This is a genomic window from Richelia intracellularis HH01, assembly GCF_000350105.1.
Lineage (GTDB): Bacteria > Cyanobacteriota > Cyanobacteriia > Cyanobacteriales > Nostocaceae > Richelia > Richelia intracellularis.
In genome coordinates this window covers 1-22,406 of record NZ_CAIY01000081.1, presented here as the reverse complement: position 1 = coordinate 22,406, position 22,406 = coordinate 1, and the positions used below count along the sequence as shown (strand labels likewise).

The 22,406-nt window shown below is 33.1% G+C and carries 13 protein-coding genes; 10 read left to right on the top strand and 3 right to left on the bottom strand.

Going from position 1 to position 22,406, the window contains the following annotated elements:
• Nucleotides 1-876: 876 nt before the first annotated feature.
• The 3 genes from RINTHH_RS08880 to hemJ all read left to right on the top strand — a co-directional run bounded on the left by RINTHH_RS08880 (nucleotide 877) and on the right by hemJ (nucleotide 6,010).
• Nucleotides 877-1,569 (top strand): LabA-like NYN domain-containing protein, encoded by a 693-nt coding sequence (locus RINTHH_RS08880; protein WP_008235602.1) that lies wholly within the window; start codon nucleotides 877-879, stop codon nucleotides 1,567-1,569.
• 1,216 nt (nucleotides 1,570-2,785) lie between these two features.
• Complete coding sequence (locus RINTHH_RS08875) at nucleotides 2,786-3,520, top strand: phycobilisome rod-core linker polypeptide (RefSeq protein WP_008235600.1); 735 nt, start codon at nucleotides 2,786-2,788, stop codon at nucleotides 3,518-3,520.
• Between the two features lie 1,911 nt (nucleotides 3,521-5,431).
• Nucleotides 5,432-6,010, top strand: a complete 579-nt coding sequence (gene hemJ, locus RINTHH_RS08870) for a protoporphyrinogen oxidase HemJ (protein WP_044304951.1) — start codon at nucleotides 5,432-5,434, stop codon at nucleotides 6,008-6,010.
• A gap of 198 nt (nucleotides 6,011-6,208) precedes the next feature.
• Here hemJ and RINTHH_RS08865 read toward each other — a convergent pair whose 3' ends face one another.
• Both RINTHH_RS08865 and RINTHH_RS08860 read right to left on the bottom strand, forming a co-directional pair.
• Nucleotides 6,209-7,804: a nickel-dependent hydrogenase large subunit gene (locus tag RINTHH_RS08865; RefSeq protein ID WP_008235596.1), complete on the bottom strand. Its 1,596-nt coding sequence runs from the start codon at nucleotides 7,802-7,804 to the stop codon at nucleotides 6,209-6,211.
• Nucleotides 7,805-8,339: 535 nt separating this feature from the next.
• Nucleotides 8,340-9,302, bottom strand: coding sequence for a hydrogenase small subunit (locus RINTHH_RS08860; RefSeq protein ID WP_008235594.1), 963 nt, complete (start codon nucleotides 9,300-9,302; stop codon nucleotides 8,340-8,342).
• Nucleotides 9,303-10,062: 760 nt separating this feature from the next.
• Here RINTHH_RS08860 and hypF point away from each other — a divergent pair.
• From hypF to RINTHH_RS11770, 7 genes are all read left to right on the top strand, one after another.
• Nucleotides 10,063-12,459 (top strand): carbamoyltransferase HypF, encoded by a 2,397-nt coding sequence (hypF, locus tag RINTHH_RS08855; protein ID WP_008235593.1) that lies wholly within the window; start codon nucleotides 10,063-10,065, stop codon nucleotides 12,457-12,459.
• 5 nt (nucleotides 12,460-12,464) lie between these two features.
• A complete protein-coding gene (locus tag RINTHH_RS08850; RefSeq protein ID WP_008235584.1) occupies nucleotides 12,465-12,731 on the top strand; it encodes a HypC/HybG/HupF family hydrogenase formation chaperone in 267 nt (88 codons plus the stop codon).
• A 184-nt stretch (nucleotides 12,732-12,915) separates the two neighbouring features.
• On the top strand, nucleotides 12,916-14,055 hold the full coding sequence (gene hypD, locus RINTHH_RS08845; protein ID WP_008235583.1) for a hydrogenase formation protein HypD: 1,140 nt from the start codon (nucleotides 12,916-12,918) through the stop codon (nucleotides 14,053-14,055).
• Nucleotides 14,056-14,695: 640 nt separating this feature from the next.
• Complete coding sequence (gene hypE / locus RINTHH_RS08840) at nucleotides 14,696-15,787, top strand: hydrogenase expression/formation protein HypE (protein WP_044304950.1); 1,092 nt, start codon at nucleotides 14,696-14,698, stop codon at nucleotides 15,785-15,787.
• A gap of 1,048 nt (nucleotides 15,788-16,835) precedes the next feature.
• Entirely contained in the window at nucleotides 16,836-17,165 is a 330-nt protein-coding gene (locus RINTHH_RS08835) for a hydrogenase maturation nickel metallochaperone HypA/HybF (protein WP_008235581.1), read from the top strand.
• 2 nt (nucleotides 17,166-17,167) lie between these two features.
• On the top strand, nucleotides 17,168-18,034 hold the full coding sequence (gene hypB, locus RINTHH_RS08830; protein ID WP_008235580.1) for a hydrogenase nickel incorporation protein HypB: 867 nt from the start codon (nucleotides 17,168-17,170) through the stop codon (nucleotides 18,032-18,034).
• A gap of 858 nt (nucleotides 18,035-18,892) precedes the next feature.
• Nucleotides 18,893-19,015, top strand: coding sequence for an FAD-linked oxidase C-terminal domain-containing protein (locus RINTHH_RS11770; RefSeq protein WP_008235579.1), 123 nt, complete (start codon nucleotides 18,893-18,895; stop codon nucleotides 19,013-19,015).
• Between the two features lie 2,444 nt (nucleotides 19,016-21,459).
• Here the strand turns inward: RINTHH_RS11770 and RINTHH_RS08825 are convergent.
• A partial coding sequence (locus RINTHH_RS08825; RefSeq protein ID WP_044304949.1) for a DUF4912 domain-containing protein occupies nucleotides 21,460-22,406 on the bottom strand: 947 nt, incomplete at its 5' end.

Here is a 22,406-nt window from a genome sequence, read left to right as displayed (position 1 = left end):
AATACATGATACTTAACAATAAGTCAATAAATTATGAAGTGGCTATACTGCGTTACTAATGCAAGTATTTTTATACTACATTTTTAGAGTTACCCTTCAAATTCTGAGAAGCAAAAACAAAACTTATGCTTTCTCCTACTGACTAGCTTAAAAAATGAAATTCACAAATCTAGTTTCAAGATTCAATAAATTATTGATATCTAAACTTTAAATCATCATAAAGAGAAATCAATAAGTACTCCTGATAATAATACTACTGTATTCTTTTATCTATAACTTTAAATTAAGATCCAGAAAAACAAGTTAAAATTACCTTCCAGTTAAGCTAGAATTAAAAAATAATTTTGGGGGGAGACAAATTGAGAATAAATATTCCATTTTAAGTTAGATTTATTTCCACTGTATCTTAATCAAAAGTAGTATGTTATTTTCAGTGTACTATCCTTCGTCTAACACACATATAGAATTAATAATGTTTAAACTGTACTTCGAGTTCAATAAAATTATATAAGAATAGTTCGCTGATAAATAACTTCCACCTCAATACTGTTCTGTTGTCGAATGGTGGTAGCAACAAACGTTCGAGTTAATAGGGTATATTTCTCTATCAAAACAAAATCTGGAATTCGAATCTATACTGATAAGTCTTTTGGGCGCTGACCTTTTTAAGCATAATAGATTTATGGTCCTTAAAATTGTAGATAATAATGATTACATTGGATGAGAATAGACTTATTCATATATTAAATAATTACAATATAAACTAAGTAATTAAATATGCTTATAGTTAATAACTAAAAGATTTCAGACTGATTTATAAAAGTATTGAGATATAAAACTGTAGCGAAAAGTAACAAATAAATTCAGAGGTAAATCATGAATCAGAATAAAAATATTGTCAAAAAGACAAGTCAAACTTCTCATCCCATCAAAGTCCAGCAGTATAATTCTCCATCATTATCGATGAATGAAGATAAACATAACGAGGAAATTGATTTTCTTGAAGATAATCAAGAAATGTTTCTGGATAGGAATGCTAATCGTGGTCGAGTAGCAATTTTCATTGATGGCTCTAATCTTTTCTATGCTGCTTTACAGTTGGGTATAGAAATCGACTATGCAAAATTGCTTGTATTATTAATTAGGGACTCCCGGCTACTCAGAGCATTTTTTTATACTGGAGTTGATCGAACAAATGATAAACAGCAGGGTTTTTTGTTGTGGATGCGCAGGAATGGTTATCGTTTAGTAACTAAGGACGTAGTACAGTTCCCAGATGGATCAAAAAAGGCTAACTTAGATGTAGAAATTGCCGTTGATATCTTAAACCTTGCCCCGTACTATGATACAGCAATCTTGGTAAGTGGAGATGGAGATTTAGCTTACGCTATTAATACAGTGTCTTATAAAGGTGTCAGGGTAGAGGTTCTAAGTTTGCGATCAATGACTAGTGATAGTTTAATTAACGTGGCAGACTGCTTTATAGACATTGATAGTATTAAACAATACATCCAAAAAGATTCCCAATCTGAGTACTGTTATCCAGAGCTATCTAATTTCAGGATATAATATCAATTATGTATTAGTAAGACCAAACTAGAATATCAGAATTTTTACAAGTTATGCTCTTCTATCATAAGCACCTTAATTTTACATATTTCTCTATTAGAATCTAATGTCAATAAATATAAAATAATAGAATGAATTCCTTATAAAAATTGTTCACTGGAAAGGTCAAAGTTACAGTAACTAGTATTTTTACCATAAATTAAATGAGAGTATCATAATGATATGAATATGTCCTAAGAGGCTTTTAGATTTTCCTGTTGCACAACCAATTTTCTCTTTTATTAAGATGCTTCCCATTTTATCTATAAATACTTATGCAAGTATAAAATACTGGTGTAATAATTTACATCCTCAATAACTTAAATGTGTTACTCAATATGGAATAGCACTCAACATAAATCCAATAAATTTAGTGTTTAAGTGTTTAATGGTCTTTCTTGTGTGATGGATGTATTAACTTTGATTTGTAAATCTAAATCTTAAATTTGTGGGTTAAGTAACTTGGTATTAGATTTAGAATCATATAACTGCCCTTTTCCACAAGGTCTACTGTTTGTCTACTGTGAATAGATGGAAAGTGTTATTGTATAAGTGTAAACAAACATGTATGGTAACTGTTAAAATTCTCAATTAAATTGTGCGATACAATATATTAGGGTTTTTGTTAGTTAGTACTTTATTGAAGGAATACTTATGGTATCTAGATTTCAAATTGATGAATCATGGTTCCCTTAATCTATACCAAAATTTTTAGTATTTCCATGCTGTAATTAATTTGTCTTTTAATGAAGTTCCCTTATGTTTTAAATGGTTTCTAAATATATATTTTAGTCTATTTACCTATTCAAGAGATACGATAATATTTGTTTGCAATTAGAGTCTTTAAAATTTTAAAGACTCTAATTGGTATTTAAATAGAATATATTAAAGTATAAAATAAAGTACAAAATATCTCTAGTAGAGCTTCAAAAATTTTCCTGCTCAATTAGTTTATTTAGTAGCATCATCTTCCTCACTAGATTTTTGTCATTCTGGATACTAACTTTCTATTATCTTTTATCTCCCATTAAGCCCATTACATCATCAAACTTTAATCTACTGATATTAATTTCTATGCCAACATCATCTTACTAGTGGGGATTTAAAAATAGATAAGATATAATTGCAATATGTTAGTCGTTTCTAACACTAAAGGTTTAGTCTAAGAGTTTTTAGAATGTCTATTCCCTTATTAACTTACTATCCTTCCTCTCAAAACCAACGTGTTGCTGGCTATGAAATTAGTGGTGACGAACAACCGAGAGTTTATTCTAAAGAAATATTGCTCAATTCCCAAGAGATTGACCAATTGATTTTTGCTGCCTATTATCAAATTTTTCATGAGCAGCAAATGTTAGCTAGTAACCGCCAGACTTTTTTAGAGTCTCAACTGAGGTCTGAGCAAATTACTGTTAGGGAATTTATTCGAGGACTTGCAACTTCGGAGCCATTTAAGAGGTTAAACTACGATTGTAATAACAACTATCGCTTTGTAGACATCTGCATGCAGAGAATTTTAGGTCGTAGTGTATACAATGAGCGCGAAAATCAGGCCTGGTCAATTATATTAGCAACTAAGGGACTCCAAGGTTTTATTGATTCTTTGCTAAATAGTGAAGAGTATCTGGAAAACTTTGGTGAGCAAACAATTCCCTACCAAAGACGGAGGATTTTACCTACACAACTAAAAGGGGAATTACCTTTTGCACGGACATCCCGCTATGACAAGGATTATCGTGATAAACTGCCATTTCCCAGTGGTTTTGGTTATCAACCACTCAATTGGAGGACTTTTAGACAAAGTTCAGATTGGTCTGTCATACTGTTGATGTTGAGTTCTACAACAGGCTTAGCTGCTGTTTTTTGTTGGTTGTCCATACATGGCATTTTGCTGAACTTTGGGGGTTATTAAATTGGAAATTGGGGTTTGATGGTTAAACATCAGATTAGTTTTTCCGGCTTCAGTATATACAAGCAAAATTGGTCGGGGGGTTTTATGTTGTTCTTAATCATGATTGCTTAACCTCTTACCCATTCCGGAGTAGGGTACTCACTTAATGAGACTTATCGTATCTAGTTACACAGTTTAAATCATTTCCTTATCGGTGTTATAGAGATTTACTGTATTTTTTCTTATTTAGATAAGTGTTCATGCACATACATTTTTGAGTATTTTAATTTGTTATTGAATTACAAATCACTCAAATTTGATTAAGAAATCAAGTATCTATGATAAATATCCCAAATGCTCTTTAGACTTTCAGTCTTTTAATTTTAGAATCCAATAATGTTTGAATAAGTACCTTACGAACCTAAATTGAGTATAGGTACTATTTAGTTGTAACTATACTTAGAATTGTTAGTAAATCAGGGAAAAATAGTTAATAATTAACTATACGGTGACAATACCAAATATTGGAGAACTATTGAAGTGAGAACAGGTAATATGAGTAATGAGGGAATACAATAAGAAAAATTTAGATGTTCTATTATCAGACCATATTCTTGTACTGTCTATAAATGAAAAGTGAGTTTCTGAAAATTCCAAGGTATTTTGGAAAAGATACAATGCCTGATTGATTATATAGTAATCTTCAGCTAAAATTGTCTAATATAAATAGCATAAAAATATTAGAACTTATTTATATAAAAGGGAGAAAACAAAGAACTTATATATAAATAATGTGACAATTAGAAAGCAATTGAAGAGTTGAAGTCACTTGAACTCAAAATAAATGTGTGTTGAATATTTCACATTTGCTAAAATAACTTCATAACTTCATAACTTCATAACTTCAATCAAAAGAAAATCTTAAATAGTAGATAATCAAACAATTGTTAGTTTTGATTAAAGCTATAGTTATAAAATCTAAATCATATTCTTAAAAAGATTGACAGTAGTCGTAAGGAAAACACACAACTGTGGAAAACTAAAAACCTTAATCAACTTGTGTATAGATAAAGCAGGTATAGATGATTATTAGTAGGGAATATATCCAGAATAGTTAAATATATTACTAAAAGTTCTTAATAACCAAGTCATAAGAGTTAGATTGTTATGAGATGAGGACAGTTTTGCAAGGAATATGATCAGCAAATCATATCAAGAAATATCTAAATAAAAAAAGTTAAAATGCCTTAAATAAAAACTGCAAGTGCATATGATGATACCCTGACTTGGGTAGGTTAGGTTTTTTAGGGACCAACAAAGATTGCAATAGTATCTTAATACTATATAAAAATCCTCCGTATGTTAGATTTGGTAGATACTGGAATAACACATACTGTGAATTATAAGTCAATTACTTATAGCTTTTAAAGTTTTACTTACTGGACTGAAAAACCATGATGTGGTGAGTTTAATTAGTTGTAATCATTATTTTAGATGAGCTTCATAAGCAAATAGGGTTGCAATAATTCCCATTAGAAATTCTAGTTTATATAATTGCAAATGTATAATGATAGCCATCTATGGTAACAGATTGTAACATATTATCTTTAAGCTTTGAAATGGGGTATTAGTGGCCATACTTGCTGTGAGATTATTGAATGATCGAGGTATTGAATTTTTCTATTATATTTATAGCTCAATGTATAAATATAATAGGTTTGTCATTTACTAACTATAGTAAATAGCTATTTATAACTAGTGATGTCAGAAAACATCTATCATACTTTGGATTGGATTTAGATAGCTAACGCTATTATGATGTAGGGCGAAATTACCTTTACACTTTTTGATATTGTAGATTTCATTTAATATGGAGTATTTTACATTAACTTGATTAATGAAAGTTATAAAATATTTATCACGGTTAAAAACATGGCATATTATTGGTTTAAATCATTTCATATTATTGGTGTAGTAGTTTGGTTTGCGGGTTTATTTTATCTGGTAAGGCTATTTATTTATCACATTGAAGCTGAGCAAGAACCAGAACCGGCAAAAATAATTCTTAAGAAACAATACCAAATTATGGAGAAACGCCTACTAAATATCATAACCACACCAGGGATGTTGGTAACAGTTTTTTGTGCAATTGGTTTGTTAATAACACAACCGAATTATTTCAAGCAAATATGGTTGCATTTTAAATTGGGATTTGTTGTTATATTATTGGCCTACCATTTTTATTGTGCTCGATTGATGAAATTATTAGAAAATGGTAAGTGCAATTGGACTAGTCAACAAATGCGTGCCATGAATGAATTACCTACTTTGATGTTAGTTATAATTGTTATGTTAGCAGTATTTAAGAATAGCTTACCTACGGACATCACAGCTTGGTTATTTTTTGGTTTGGTAATTTTAATGGTAGTTACAATTCAACTATATGCTAGAAAACGTAGATTGGATAAAGAAAAGCTATTAGCACAAATCGAACAAATACCTCAGCAATAAGCTTAGACTATAAGTTGACCAGGTATTTCTCTTCAAGAAAACAGTTAGTTGTAGAACTATTATTTACTCTATGAGAATCATTTTTACGTGGATACAATGCAGCTAGAATTTTAGCCCCATCTTCTCTATCAACGAGGGGAGAGATGATGGGGCTAAGGCAGAGTCTCTATATATGACCTATATCAATGGTATTAAGTATTATGCGGTTCGAAACCGTGCTAACTCTTGACCTGTTTTGGAATCATGGGCATGGACAGTACAAACCATACAGGAATCAAATGAGCGGGCAACGTGTCCAACCTCAACAGGATCGCTTAAATCTCGGATTGGTGTACCAATTAAAGCTTCTTCAATAGGCCCTCGGATTCCTTGACCATCACGAGGACCAACATTCCAGGTAGTGGGTGCTATTACCTGGTAATTCTTTATTTTACCTCCTTCTATTTCTAACCAATGACAAAGAGAACCACGGGCAGCAGCTGTTGCACCCCAACCTTTACCATCTTTCTCTTCAGGTTGGATGTACCAACTATCATTAAGGCGAAATTCTCGCAGACAATGTTCTGCTTGTCGGTAGAGTTTGACTATTTCATGAACCCTAGCCAGTTGTCTGAGGTGGGTGCTAGCACCACCCATTTGTTTAAATACATCAAGGATAAAACCATCATAGTGTTGCCAAGATTCGCCATGTGTGCCCCCTGCTATTAACTGACGGGCTAGGGCCCCCACTTCTAAACGCCCATAATCCTTATGAAGTACTGCTGTCGACCAAGAATAGGCATTATTAAAATCTTTAGTATTATTCTGGGTAGGTCTAGTGATCCGATCAAAAGGATGGATATCCATTCCGCCCTCATCATACCAGGAATGTGCAGTACTTTCCAGAGTGAAAGTATGATCCATTAGGGTGTGGGTATGATTAAAACTATCAAAAACACCACTTTTCATAATCACAGCTGCGTTGCGACCATCAATTGTGGGATGCTGGTATTTATCCTCATGGGGTAAATATCCCCAGGTCATATATTTTCCAACACCAACACCATATTTGTCTAAGCCAATATCAAAACCCATACGCCAGTAAAACCCCAGATCTGAATCCCGGTGATTGGGACTTTCATCTATCCATGCCATCAAATCATCATAAGTCTTGATCTCTTCATAGCGTTCTAAAGAACAACCTAACCATACTGGTTCTAACCAATTGGTACGGAAATACTCCAAAATTGACCAGGCACGGGTGATATCGGTCAAAGTTGGGGCACACATCACTCCACCAGGAACCATATAACTACTGTGGGGCCATTGTCCACCCAAAAGAGCATAAATTTCTAGAGGTTTAGCAGAAATGGTGATACCAAGCTCATAATGTTTACCTGTGAAAGCCGCAAATCTGCGTGTAGCCTCTTCATAGAAATTACTGCTACTATAATTTTTGTGGGTAAGGTCTATGGCGAATAGACCATAAAAATAACGTGGTATACTTTGAATCGTCTCAACAAGTTGACCGAGATTTCTAGCTAAAATTGCATTACGGGGTACTTCTGTTTGCCAAGCTGTATCCAATGCCCAAGATGCACAAGTCAGGTGAGAGCCACCGCAAATACCGCATATTCTAGGTGTAGCAATTAACCCTGCCTGTGGATCTTTTCCCCGTAAAATGACTTCAAATCCTCTGAAGAGTTCTGCTTGAGTCCAAGCGTTCACCACATATCCATTATCTATATCCACTCTAATATCTAAATCGCCTTCCACTCTGCCAACAGGCGAAATATCTAATGTTTTAATTGTCATACTTCTTTCCTATGACTTATGGGTTATTGTATGTGATTTTTTCCATCCTCCCTTGTTACTCCGATAAGGAAAAATTTAGAGGGTGCCAATGTCATTTATTTCATCATTTCTAAAGTTAGGATATTGTCACCTGAAATAAACCTTAGCCCCCCATTAAATCTCCTTTCTTCTCTAAGGGGAGACTCAAGACTAGACTTTAGACTAATTCAAATTACTATCAACTTACCAAGCAAGAATTATTACATTGACTGAATCAGTTGAAAATATATCTTGAGTTAATACTACAAAGTAATATTGTTTTTGCAAGGCTCCTAGGCAAGTTGAGTTTGGTACTACGATACTTAAACTCGATATAAAATCAAGTATCATGTATTATAAATACCTAGCTTATCTATCAGTATTTTGCGTTTTCATTTTAAGCTCTGCTTAATTTTAAGTGAGTTTATTTAAATCCTAAACTCAAAGCAAAATTAAAGATATAAACTACACTATTATTGACTAGCTCATAATAAATACCAATGGGGCTTATTGCAACCTAAACAGTGAAAAACTCTTCTTCTACCCAATCAGGAGCAGTATTTTTTGCTACTACTGTCATTAGAGCATAGTCTTGTCTATTTGCTCCTGTAGGTAAGTCCTTTGGAGCCCCTAGTAACGTTTGTGTTTTAAAGACAGTTCCTGGTTTAAGGTCATAGAAGGGAAATTCTGGTTCTGTACAACCGAGACAAGGCATACCAGCACGTGTTTTGGAGGAAACATGATTCCATAATATCCGGTTACAAGAAGAATGAGTCATGGGTCCACGACAACCCAGATCATAAAAAAGACATCCTGTACGTTCGCCAAATTTTTGGGTAGATGCCTTATAAGCGAAGTGGTCGTTGCGAGTACAACCTGTTTGAGTAAAAGTACTGAAGAATGTTTTGGGACGATGTAGCTCATCCAAAGCTATATCTAAAATACGTCCAGTAGCTACCGCTACTAATATTTGAGAAATCCAATCTGGGTGGGCGGGGCATCCAGGAATATTAATGACTGGTAATCCCCCCTGTGAAACGAAATTTTCTCCTAAGAAGCCTCCTTTCTGACGTTTTAGAAATTGCAATCCTTTCGACTGAGTAGGGTTTGGCTCTATGGCTGGGATACCTCCCCAAGAAGCACAATCACCAGCAGCAACAATAAATTTAGCAACCTTAGAGAGGTCAGTTACCCAATCTTTCATCGGGCGACCAGCAAACCGATTCCATTCCCCAGTGTTGTTAGGAGCATTAACCACCGTACCCTCAAATACTAGGATATCTACTGAAGTTTTTCCTAGAAAACACTCCCATAAAAGTGTTTGTAAATTATTTCCTAGTTCTAATCCTAGTGATGGATGCCAAAGCAGATTAAAGCCAAAGTCTGTGATCAAATCACAGGCTGTAGGGTTTTCTGAGTTGAGAAATGACATGGTGTCTCCAGAACAGGCACCACCTTGTAACCATAATATGTTAGTCATTGGCAGATTTCTCAGCTTTTCCAGATTTTTATTTAAGTGAATCTTGGTAACTTACTTTACTGAGTAACGTTTAGTTTTTGATTCTGACTCTTTTATGATATCTATTATTCATATTTTTTTCCATTATTTAAATAATAATAATAAGATTTTTAAAAAAATCTTATTATTGCTGTTTTGAATATCTTAGGAAATTGATTAAAAAAATAATAATAGACTAGAGAATTATCATTTACCTAGAACAAAAATTCACATGTATGATTGTAATGCAAATGATATGCTCCGGGGTATATTACAAATAGGAAGAAAATAGAATCAAAGCAAGCAATGATTTTGATAGTATTTGATTATAGTACTATATAGTATTGCTCGGATTTTGATTGAAAGCTTCAATTATTAAGGTTTTAGTGAAAATAATTGTGACCTTATGTAAACATGTTGATACGTATATTATTCTGTTACTAATTGTTAACTATATCTCCTGTCGTGTAGATATAGTTAACAAACAGTTAGTGGTTGTATATATGGCAAACTTCCTTTAACAATCCTGGAAAAACCCTGCATGTATTTCACCCTTACATGGTAGAAGTGCTTATTGGGGAATAAGACAATTTCACTATGCAAATAGACGAATGAATTAAAGTCTTAAGTATTAGCATGCTAATACCGAACAGTATTAAATTCTCATTATGGTATTTAATTTAGTGGTAAAACACTGGCAATTAACTGCTCTGCCAGTAATGTCATATTCATACGACATGATATGTTAACCACGAAGACTGAATTAATAAGAGTTTACGGCACTGTGCAGGGGGTAGGTTTTCGTCCTACAGTTTGTCGTTTGGCAAAAATTTATGGTTTATTTGGTGATGTTTGCAATGATGGAGAAGGGGTATTAATTAGGGTATTAGGAAATGAGTCAGCAATTACTGATTTTTTAAACAAATTATGGCAGGAATGCCCACCTCTAGGAAAAATAATCAAGGTAACACGCCAACCCTACCAAGGTGAGTTAAAGTGTGATAATTTTGCAATTACTCAAAGTTTCAATAGCCAAGTTGAAACGACTCTTCCTCCTGATACGGCTACTTGCCCCAAATGCCAAGAGGAAATATTTAGCCCCTACAGTCGCTACTATCGTTATCCTTTTACAAATTGTACCCATTGTGGTCCTCGCTTCAGTATTATTTATGCTCTTCCCTATGATAGGTACAGCACTAGTATGGGTGCTTTTTCTATGTGTGAGGAATGTTGTAAAGAGTACAAAAACATTGAGAATCGTCGCTTCCATGCCCAATCAATAGCATGTCATATTTGTGGACCCAAGGCCTGGTTAGAAAGGGCTGATGGCAAGTCAGTTACAGCTTATATGTTTTCAATGTTAGATGATATGGATGCTGTATGTACCCTTTTGCAAAAGGGTGAAATAGTTGCGATTAAAGGAATTGGTGGTTTCCACTTAGCTTGTGATGCGACCAATGATACAGCAGTGCAAAAACTGCGGGAACGCAAACGTCGTCGTCGTAAACCTTTTGCAATAATGGCACGAGATACTAATATAATTAAACAGTACTGTTATGTTTCTCTTCAAGAAGAAGAATTATTGGTAAGTTCTGCAGCACCTATTGTATTACTACAAGCAAAACAATTTCAGCCTATTCATACAACAATTAATAAAAAGCTTGAAATTCACCCCCTTTCTTGTTTAATTGCACCAGGGCAAAATAGTCTTGGTTTTATATTGCCTTACACACCCCTACATCATCTAATTTTCAGGCGTATACATCAGCCAATAGTATTAACTAGCGGCAATATTTCTGATTATCCACAATGTATCGATAATGATGAAGCTAAAGAGAAGTTAAGTAAAGTTGCAGACTATTTTGTCTTCCATAACCGGGATATAGTTAACCGAGTAGATGATTCTGTAGTGCGGGTGGTTAATAACAAATTACAAACGCTCCGGCGTTCCAGGGGATATACACCAGAACCAATAAATTTACCACCAGGATTTACTAATATTCCTCAGGTATTAGCTATGGGTGGTGAGTTAAAAAATACCTTTTGCTTGTTAAAAAATGGACAGGCGATATTATCTCAACATTTGGGTAACTTAGAACATGCTGCTGCTTTTGATACTTATCAAGAAACATTAAATTTATATTTAAACTTATTTGAGCATCAACCAAAAGTAATTGCTGTTGATAAACATCCTGAGTATCTTGCAAGTAAACAGGGAAATAAAATGGCGGTGGCAAATCAAATTAGCATCGAATACATTCAGCATCACCATGCCCACATTGCTGCCTGCATGGCGGAAAATCATATTCCTTTAAACTCTCCCCCTATCCTTGGTATTGTTTTCGATGGCTTGGGTTATGGTGAGGATGGAACCTTATGGGGAGGAGAATTTATGTTAGCAACCTATCAGCAATTTCAACGATTAGCAACATTTAAGCCGATACCAATGATTGGTGGAGAAAAAGCTATTAAAGAACCATGGCGCAATGCTTATTCTCATTTAATATCCGCATTGGGTTGGGACAAACTCATACACAGATATGGTGAACTAGCAATACTTAAAGTTTTAAAAAGCAAACCATTAACTCTACTAAATCTGGCTATAGAAAAACAAATCAATTCCCCCTTAACTTCATCTGTAGGACGTTTATTTGATGCTGTAGCTGCAACAATAGGTATATGTTCAGAAGAAATTAGTTATGAAGGGCAAGCAGCAATAGAAATAGAGGCCTTAGCACAAAACCATATTTCAAGTAATAGTGAGGAAAAACTAAGTTATGTCTTTACTACTAAAGTTTTAGATAAAATGCGCCATATAGATTCACGACCCATGTGGCAATCTTTACTCGATGATTTACAAAATCAAGTTCCCATGGGTGTTATTGCTGCAAAATTTCATAATGGATTAGTAAAAATCATCGTGAAACTGGCAGATCACTTGTGTCAAGAATATGCCGTTACAAAAGTTGCATTCACAGGAGGAGTATTTCAAAATTCTATTCTTTTAGAAAGAGTCAAAACTGGTCTGGAAGACATGGGTATAGATGTCATTGATCATAGTCTAATTCCACCTAATGATGGTGGTTTGTCACTAGGGCAAGCAATTATCGCTGCTGCCAAATTCATTAAATCTAGGTAAAAAATATGTGTCTGGGAGTTCCTGGCAGAATCACTGAAATTATAGATCCTAATAAAAAACTAGCAATTGTTGATGTTAGCGGTGTAAAACGCCAGGTAAATATTGCTTGTATTGTAGACGATCAAAACCCTCCAGAATCTTGTGTTGGCAATTGGGTATTAATCCATGTAGGTTTTGCTATGAATCGTATTGATGAACGAGAGGCAGCCGAAACATTAAAGCTACTTGAAGAAATCATTATTGCACAGGGAACAATGAGCAATTATGAATAGGTAATTTGTATTTTTACTATTCGAAGACTTAATTATTTATGATAACTAGGCAAGAATGTAATGCTTTTGTATCTCATGATGAAAACTACAATTAAAAGTTTGACAATAAATTATTATTCTAAAGCTATTATCTTTTTTTAGTTCCCGGGTAAAACAATGAAAATTATCTTCCTAACAATCAACCATGAAATACATTGATGAATTTAGAGAACCTCAAAAAGCTAAGGCGCTAATACAAGAAATTACTAAACTCAGTGATAGTTACCCACTGAAGATTATGGAAATATGTGGTGGACATACTCATTCAATTTTCAAATATGGAATAGGAGGGATTCTACCGCACAATATTGAGTTAATACATGGTCCTGGTTGTCCAGTATGCGTAATACCTAAAGGTAGATTAGATGATGCTATTTATATTTCCCAACAGCCTAATGTTATTCTTGCTACATTTGGAGATCCTATAAGAGTTCCCAGTTCTACTGTAAGCCTATTACAAGCTAAAGCTAATGGTTCAGATATTCGTATAGTTTATTCACCCTTAGATAGTCTAAAGATTGCCAAGGATAACCCAGATAAGCAAGTAGTATTTTTTGTTTTAGGTTTTGAAACCACAGGCCCTAGTACTGCATTTACAATCTTACAAGCTGCAACAGAAAATATTCGTAACTTTAGTGTTTTTTCCAATCATGTCCTTGTGATTCCTGCATTACAATTTTTATTAAAAAATCCTGATTTTAAAATAGATGGATTTATTGGCCCCGGTCATGTGAGTATTGTTATAGGTACAAAGCCATATGAATTTATTACCCAAAAATATCACAAACCCATAGTTATTTCTGGGTTTGAGCCTTTGGATATTTTGCAATCTATTTGGATGTTAATACGGCAGTTGGCAGAGAGCCGCTGTGAAGTGGAGAATCAATATAACCGATTAGTAAAACCAGAAGGAAATAAAGTCTCTTTAAAAGTAATGCACCAAGTGTTTGAAGTTCGGGAAAAATTTGAATGGCGCGGCTTAGGAGAAATTTGTAATTCAGGGTTAAAAATTCGTCCGGAATATGCCCAATTTGATGCAGAAGTGAAATTCAACTTACCTAATGCAAAAGTGGCAGATTATAAAACTTGTAAATGTGGAGAAATACTCAAAGGAGTATTAAAGCCTTGGGAATGTAAAGTCTTTGGGACTGCTTGTACTCCTGAAAATCCTATAGGTGCGTGTATGGTTTCTTCTGAAGGTGCTTGTGCTGCTTATTACAAGTATGGGCATTTTGCCAAGAATTTTCCAAAAAATACTGTTGAAAAATCGATAGTAACAGCATAATTTTTCTGAGTTTATTAACTAGCTAAATAAGGAAAAGATTATAGTAACCATTAGTTAATAGAATAATAGCCGGGGATTATTTCATCCATGAAAAGCGAAGAATTGCTCGAGTCGTTGATACTACTAGAATAGTATCAACGACTCGAGACAAAAAAACTAGCTATTAATAATAGCCAATTGAAATCAGAGAACTTGAATTCATGGGTAAAGTTGATAGAAAATTTCTTGGAAATTCTTAGGCTATTAGTATCTAATAGAAACTACATGGGAAAAGTGATTAGTATATTGCAAAACATTAAAGTAACAGACAATATTAATTGAGAGGTGAACATCATCTATATGGAAAATTTATGAAAATAAAATACAAAATAAATTGGGATTATGAATCGGGAAATATCATCGATCATAGAAAAGTATTCTCCCTAAGAGAAAGTAGTTTATTAAGTTTTTATAGATGAAAATGTTTATGGCATTTATATCCTAATAGTGCATATTTTGAATTTTTATAAGTTCGTAAATAATTGATTTAAGGATAAGCTAAATTTAAAAATTTTTCTAGTAAAGTACAACTTATTAATAATAATTAAAACTAATAAAGTAATTCACTTTACATGGTTAATAGTCCAAAAACTAAAATTCTATGCAAAATTCTCCACAAAATTCTATATTCCAAAAAATGAAAAAAATACGTCATCACTGGGGAAAAGTACGAGATTCTAATATCAACTTGACACATGGTAGTGGTGGCAAAGCCATGCGAGATTTAATCAACGATATTTTTGTAAGTAATTTTGATAATCCCATTCTCTCCCAACTAGAAGACCAGGCAAGTTTTGAGTTATCAAATTTGTTGCAATATGGAGATAGACTTGCGTTTACAACTGATTCTTATGTTATCGATCCTCTCTTCTTTCCTGGGGGAAATATTGGAACATTAGCTGTTAATGGTACAATCAATGATTTGGCTGTTAGTGGTGCTAAGCCCTTATATCTGACTTGTAGTGTTATTTTGGAGGAAGGTTTATCCATCTCTAACTTAAGAAAAGTTGCCCAGAGTATGCAGGTGGCTGCACAAAATGCTGGAGTGCAAATTGTTACAGGGGATACAAAAGTTGTAGATAAAGGCACAGCAGATAAACTATTTATTAATACAGCAGGTATTGGAGTAATTCCTACAGGAATAAATATTTCTGCTCATAATATTCAGCCTGGAGATGTAGTAATTGTTAATGGGGAACTAGGCAATCATGGCACAGCAATTTTAATTGCTAGGGGAGAACTGGCTTTAGAAACGAATATAGAAAGTGATTGTCAACCTTTACATAGTTTGGTAGAAAAAATCCTCCGAGTTTGTCCACAAGTTCGGGCAATGCGGGATGCAACACGAGGTGGCCTGGCAACAGTTTTGAATGAGTTTGCTGTTAGTTCAGATGTTGGTATTGTCATACAGGAACAGTCTTTACCAATACAGAAAAAGGTAAGAGGAGTATGTGAAATATTAGGTTTAGATCCACTCTATTTAGCTAATGAAGGGAAGTTATTAGTAACAGTGCCACAAGATTATGCAGAAAAAGTTATATTAGAAATGCAAAGCCACCCTGCAGGTAGAGATTCTTGTATAATTGGCCATGTGACCAACTCCCATCCTGGCATAGTCCTACTCAAAACTATTTTCGGTTCTGAGCGGATTGTGGACATGTTAGTAGGTAGTCAATTACCAAGAATTTGTTAGAAGCAACATGGTAAAATAAAAGAATGTTAGAGTTTATTATTTTATGACACTGTGTTGGGTATAGTTGTTCCTCAGCATGTATCAACTTATTTAAATTGTCAAGGGTGTAAAAATCTAATCTATACCTGCTTCATCCAAGATATTTAGTCTGGTAGTGCATTTAAGAAGTTGAGTATATGCTAAAAAAGTTTTTTAGCATTAAATGTTATTAGGTATGAAAAAGTACGGTTTTTACTAGTATAAGGAAAATCAATCTTAATAAACCTGATATATACAAAATATAAACTTACCAGCAATTTTATTAATAAAATTAAACTATTTGGTTGCAAATATAAAATCCATATATAGCCAGTCGAGAATATAATTTTTGATATTTTTTTTTATAAGACTTAAAATAGCAGGGTTATCCTAAGATTTGTCTATCGTAGCACAGAGTGCAAATAAATATTGCCATAACTGATTTACACTATATTACTTAAATGAATATCTATCCGCGATACTTTAAGAGATTTAATCTCAATAGAAGCCGGATTTAATAATCTATCTAAGTGGGTAATCAATAGTAAAAGTATTAAAGATGCAATGATAGTAGGATAAAATAGTTGATTCTGATTGTGACAAGAATACAAAGATTTATCAGGAGTTACATCTTTGTATTAGTAATACAGTTTCTTATAACAGGTAAGTGAAGCGGGCAAGGATTTTTGGGCTCAAAAACTTCCTCTTTTAAGAAGTATTTGTTTCTGACTCTAGCTTTGATGGAGAAAATTTTCATATAATGGATGGCAGGTATTTATCGTTATATTATCCAATTCGTTTTAAGACTTAGATAAACTCAGGGCATTATATAATCCAAAAATTCCTGTCTAGTAGAACATAATTCCATTTAGTTTCTGGTATATCAGCAATTACTTTAGGAACATGATTTATTGTAAAACATACATATTGGAGACTTTTTCCATTTCATGATAATCCGTACATATAGCTAAAGTAATTAGTATGCTTTTTTATTGCTGGATCGCTTCTCAAAAATTTTCTCAAATTGGTTATGCATGAATTGACTATTACTCGAAATATTGTAGCGATTGTATCTGAACATGCTCAGGGTGCAAAGGTAAAAAGAGTATTATTAGAAATAGGTCAGCTTTCAGCAATTATGTCTGATGCGGTACATTTTTGTTTTGATGTATGTTCTCAAGGTACCGTTTTAGCAGAAGCAAAATTAGAAATTATTGAGATTCCAGGATTGGGTAAATGTTGTCAATGTGGTATGGAAATTCCTCTTATGCAGCCCTTTGGTAAATGTCTGTGTGGAAGCACACAATTAAATTTAATAGCTGGTGAAGAATTAAAAATAAAAGAGATAGAGGTAGAATAATTATGTGTATAAATTGTGGATGCTCTGATGATAATACTAACTTTACTATCTTAGATACTAATTCCTCAATAGTAGTGGGAAGTAACTTAAATTCAAATAGTTATAATTATGTTTTGTCAAATAAGGTGGCCAATACCAATAGTAATAATAAAAATGGTCATGAAATATTGGAAAGTCATACCGATTTTTATGGTAGCACTATACCTCTAGAATATACTATTTTATCTAAAAATAACTTGATTGCTTCTAAAAATCGTGGTTGGTTAAAAACACATAATATTATTGCTATAAACTTGATGAGTTCTCCTGGATCTGGTAAAACTACATTATTGACTCGAACAATTAATGACTTAAAAAATACGTTGGTTATTAATGTAATTGAAGGTGATCAAGAAACTATTAACGATGCTAAAAAAATAAAAGATACAGGCTGTGAAGTTATTCAAATTAATACGGGCCAAGGCTGTCATCTAGATGCTTCTATGATAGAAGGGGGTTTGGAAAAACTCAATCCTTCTCCCAATTCTTTGGTAATGATTGAAAATGTGGGAAATTTGGTATGTCCAGCTTTATTCGACTTAGGAGAAAATCTCAGAGTAGTAATTTTATCTGTAACAGAAGGGGAAGATAAACCAATCAAATACCCCCATATATTTCGTACCAGTAACATAATGATTCTCACAAAAATTGATTTACTACCTTATGTACAGTTTGATATACAAAAATGTATTGATTATGCCCAAAATGTAAATCCTCATATCAGAATTTTTCAAGTTTCTAGTCAAACAGGGATAGGTTTAGATAGTTGGTATAAGTTGTTATGTAATTTATTTAATTGCACTCCTAATAACACTATAATAAATACCTAAATCTTAAGTATAATAAGACAATATAATCTGCCTATATCAGGTTCTTATCCTGTGCTCAAAAATAATCATGAGAAATAAACCATTTTTATAGAGCATTCATTAAGATAACTTGTTTTCAACTGTTTGAAAATGGATGTATACGTGGAGAGCAAGTTGCTTTTATACTAATTAATAGTTATCCAAGATACATAGTCAATTAACTAGAAACCTATTATCCAAGATCTGGAGATTATAGCTGGTAAAAATTGGTTAGTATAATGTCGTGGGGAATTAAATACTTACAAATATGATTCGTTTAACTAACTATCATCAACATTCAGATATTGCAGTATTTACCAGAAGTACGGAGCAGACAGTATAAGTAGTGAAAATATGTAACAAGTATTCTACTCCATTTATTGTCATTAGCTCAGGTACTGGCTTTTCTAGCAGGGCTTTACTTACAAAAAAATAGTTCTTATTATCATTTATTTGATGCAAAAAATACTTGTCAAATATTTAGATAATCAATTTTTAGGAAAACTTGAGGTAGTTAACAATTGGATAACATAAGTAGTCATCAATTCCAATTTTTACTGTGCTCCTGATCCTTGTAGTTAAATTATCTGTTCTATTGGTGGGAATTCTACAGAAAATTTCGGAGGTGTAAATTTTTTAAAATATAGTGTAATAACTAAACATGTAACCTGTTTGAAAGTAGTTTTACTAGATCCTGGAATTATTGATTTGGGTGGTCAAATATCAGAAATACCGGGTTATAATCTAAGTGGTGTCTTCCTAATTTCTAAATAAGCTTTAAGTCTTTCCACAGAGATTACTTTATGCATTCTCAAAATATCCGAGTCTACTTGTTTACTATTGATAAACTTCAGTATTATAGAGTCTGCAGGAGCAGCAGTTTCTGAAATTATCAGTGCTGGGATAATTCCTAACAGTATGGAAATGATAGATGATTTTAGTATCAATGCAGTAGTGTATTAAAAATCAGCTGCTATGCTAAAGATACTGAGGCAATTTTGTTAGTGGAAATAGATGCTTTGTTAGTGCAGGTGGGAGTAAGTAAACGGCGAATCGAATAAATATATCAGTACAATGCTACAAGGAATATGAGTTCTGCCAGTGATTACGAACAAATACTAAAATTATAGAAAGGTAGGAAGACAGAACTTGCAGCTATGTACATAATTACCTTGTGTCTTTAAAGGAATTGGAGTATGAGGGGAAAAATATGGTTATCAAATAGCCAATGTTTTTCACCCTGGAGATATTAACTTAAACACTTTGGTCTTATTATGATAATCCTGTGACAGGGGTATTAGGAAAAGTGGAAGAAGTCAGTGGGAAAATACTCAAATTCTATGTGAAATGAGGTTGTAGTATTTCTGGTAAGCACGGCATTGGTGTAGATAAAAGATGTTGTGTATTAGAAATGTTTAAATTTGTTGATTTAGCCATTGCATGGTTTCTAAATCAACAAATTTAATCCTAGGGTTTTAGTTAATCCAGGAAAAATGTTTCTAAACCTTTGTACTTGTGGGAAAAGTGCAAGAGGAATGGGTAAACATGTCGAAAAAATAGAAGTTGGATTATTTTCATCTAAGGTAGATTCATTATAATTTTTCACTGAACTTAATATAGTGGTAGTTGTAATATTTCCACTCAATATTCATCTGAAGTCCTTAGACTAAGGTAATCTTAATGTAAGACGGATTTACAAACTAAGTATTCCAAAACCAGTAAAAGCGCCAGTATATGTTTTATGGTATAAGGTATTTGTAGCTTTTTCTGATAATTGGCTATTGATTCGGGATAATACGGCAATTAGAATATATCAGAGACTTTAGCCTATGTTTAGATAAGAGATAATCCAAAAAGCAATTGCAAATAAAATCAGGACTCTTCCTCAAATGATACAAGTAATATTCAATGTTATAGCTTGTAAGGCTGAAAATGTATCGGTGAAATCAGAGTGTGAAACTAGTGGAAAAACCAAATGGTTGCATATAGTTTTACACAAAATACTAGCCTGATATTGAATTACAACAAAATATAGATGACAATGAGAATATTTAACTATTATTTGGTGATGTGGGTTTGCACTATTAAGTAAATTTGAAAGATAAATAGTAGGAAGTAAAAATGATTAGCCGTCAGTTCTAGCTTTTAACTAAACTCCGAAATGATTAAATATTTCCATAATAGTGAACAAGAATTGGACTCGGCACTATTAATTAGTAAATTTTATTTACAGCACTATATGATTCTCAATAATTTACATATTTCCAAGACACTGGGTTATCTTTGATAATTATCCAGATACATAAATTGTGAAAAATATCAATTATCATAGGGATATTAGAAATATGCAGAGAAGTAACTGGCATCATAGGAAATAATGTATAATCCTACATTAATTATTCATATACCTGAGCTACCCACAAGTAAGTTCCAAAATTCTATATCTATATTTATTGAGTAGGATCAAGCCATTTTAATAAATTTAAGTATCAAAACCATGTGGATAATCTAACAAAAATATTTATTATCTATTATGGTGGTTTATTTATCAAAACAGACTATCCAATAAAACGCTCACTGAACAGAATAAACCTCAAAACTTCCCAAATCACCTGAAAGATTTTTGGGCCCAAAAATCTTTCAGGTGATTTGTCTGATAAAAACCTATGCTAACTATTAAATATCAATAGAAATAAATCATTAACTTTAGTATTTTTGCCACTGAAATATTTTACATATTGAATTACCATAAGCATATTTTTAATATCCAAATCATGAGCATGATTACCCCAGATATATTCTGATGAGGTATTGTGACTAATAAATAATACAGAATTTTTGAATATACCTAGGTTTAGGATAAGCTATGACCAAAATGCAAATTTAAAATTGTGGGCTATTTTTTTATGATTTAAGGAAGTAATGATTGATGGGGTATATCCTCCTACTCAATGAGTATAAAACCCAAAATAATTGAAATATCAGGTTAAAAATTAAATTTATAAGCCCAAATAATTGGTAGTATTATCTAATATAATTTTGTTGATTATAATTACTTATTCTCTATATAAATTCGATGTTTAACTATCTTAATATTCAGCAAAAATATTTAGATATTATATTGTTGCATTTTAACGTTAGAATATGGAGATTAACAATAATCTATTAAATAGAATTAGGCAAATATTAAAGCTTAACTTCTTCACAAATAAATACTTGAAACTGCTAATTTTGGTATTACTGAAGGTTAAAATTCTGATAATTAAGAAAAGATAATAATTCCATGTGGTAGCCATAATGATGGATGCTTCCCTGGTGAAATATCCTGGAATCAAGAGTGGGAAATAAAAGCCGGATTTCTTGTTAAGAAGCCCGGTTCTTCTATTGTATGCTGCAATTATAGTATTTTAAGAAGGCCATTCAAAATCAGCTTTTTCTGTCGTATTGATATAACGTGATGGTGTTTCACGTTCGAACTTTATATGGATTGAGCGAGTTTGTTCACCATCAGCAGCCACAGCCAGAATTGGGTAGTCAATTAAGCCATCTTGGAAAGACATTTGGAGGCGGAATGTACCGTCTTGATTTAGCTTTATAGGACGACCGCCAATAGTAACAGTGGCATTAGGTTCTGTTGCACCATAAACGATTAACTCAGCATCAGCAATTAGCCAAAACTGACATGGATGGATTGGTGGTAAAGAGGCATAACAGCTAACTCCAGACATATTGATGCCCGATGTAGTAGGAAGAGCCCACATACCCATATCAGAGGGGAAGATATAAGAACTAATGACTTGTTTTATTTTTGTTGAATCATGAAAATGTTGTATTGAACCGAAGGGAAAACCAGCTACCCCCATTATCTCAGTAGACTCTGCTGTATCAAATATCTGGTCGTAAATGTTGTTTACATACGTTTTTGCCGCTATTTTCTTTTCTGGAGGAGTCAAATTTTGGACAGTTTTATCCCGTAAATCTTGCTTGAAGTTGATATTGACAAAAATATCTTCGATCCAGCCAGAAGGATATACAGGGGGTATATGTACTTTCTTAGAACGAGCTAACACCAACCAACGACCATCACCACAACGGTAACCTATGTCAATGATATAATCGCGGTCGCTAACTGGGATATTTAAATACCAGTCCCGAGCTAATTCATCACAAGGATATTCTTGCAAGCTATGAGGACTTTGGTAATCCAAGTCTATATCGGTGGAATCATAAATCCTCAGTGCTATTTGTTGCCCTCCTTGCTGGCGGAGCTTTTCTTTGTGTTCATTAGTTATATCCCAGTAAGTATAAGCCCATTGAGGATCCCGGGGCATCAGGACAATACGATTATCATCAT

Excerpts from the sequence above, each read along its gene's own strand:
- RINTHH_RS08880 (WP_008235602.1), top strand. The coding sequence starts at position 877 with ATGAATCAGAATAAAAATATTGTCAAAAAGACAAGTCAAACTTCTCAT.
- RINTHH_RS08875 (WP_008235600.1), top strand. The coding sequence starts at position 2,786 with ATGTCTATTCCCTTATTAACTTACTATCCTTCCTCTCAAAACCAACGT.
- hemJ (WP_044304951.1), top strand. The coding sequence starts at position 5,432 with ATGGCATATTATTGGTTTAAATCATTTCATATTATTGGTGTAGTAGTT.
- RINTHH_RS08865 (WP_008235596.1), bottom strand. The coding sequence starts at position 7,804 with ATGACAATTAAAACATTAGATATTTCGCCTGTTGGCAGAGTGGAAGGC.
- RINTHH_RS08860 (WP_008235594.1), bottom strand. The coding sequence starts at position 9,302 with ATGACTAACATATTATGGTTACAAGGTGGTGCCTGTTCTGGAGACACC.
- hypF (WP_008235593.1), top strand. The coding sequence starts at position 10,063 with ATGTTAACCACGAAGACTGAATTAATAAGAGTTTACGGCACTGTGCAG.
- RINTHH_RS08850 (WP_008235584.1), top strand. The coding sequence starts at position 12,465 with ATGTGTCTGGGAGTTCCTGGCAGAATCACTGAAATTATAGATCCTAAT.
- hypD (WP_008235583.1), top strand. The coding sequence starts at position 12,916 with ATGAAATACATTGATGAATTTAGAGAACCTCAAAAAGCTAAGGCGCTA.
- hypE (WP_044304950.1), top strand. The coding sequence starts at position 14,696 with ATGCAAAATTCTCCACAAAATTCTATATTCCAAAAAATGAAAAAAATA.
- RINTHH_RS08835 (WP_008235581.1), top strand. The coding sequence starts at position 16,836 with ATGCATGAATTGACTATTACTCGAAATATTGTAGCGATTGTATCTGAA.
- hypB (WP_008235580.1), top strand. The coding sequence starts at position 17,168 with ATGTGTATAAATTGTGGATGCTCTGATGATAATACTAACTTTACTATC.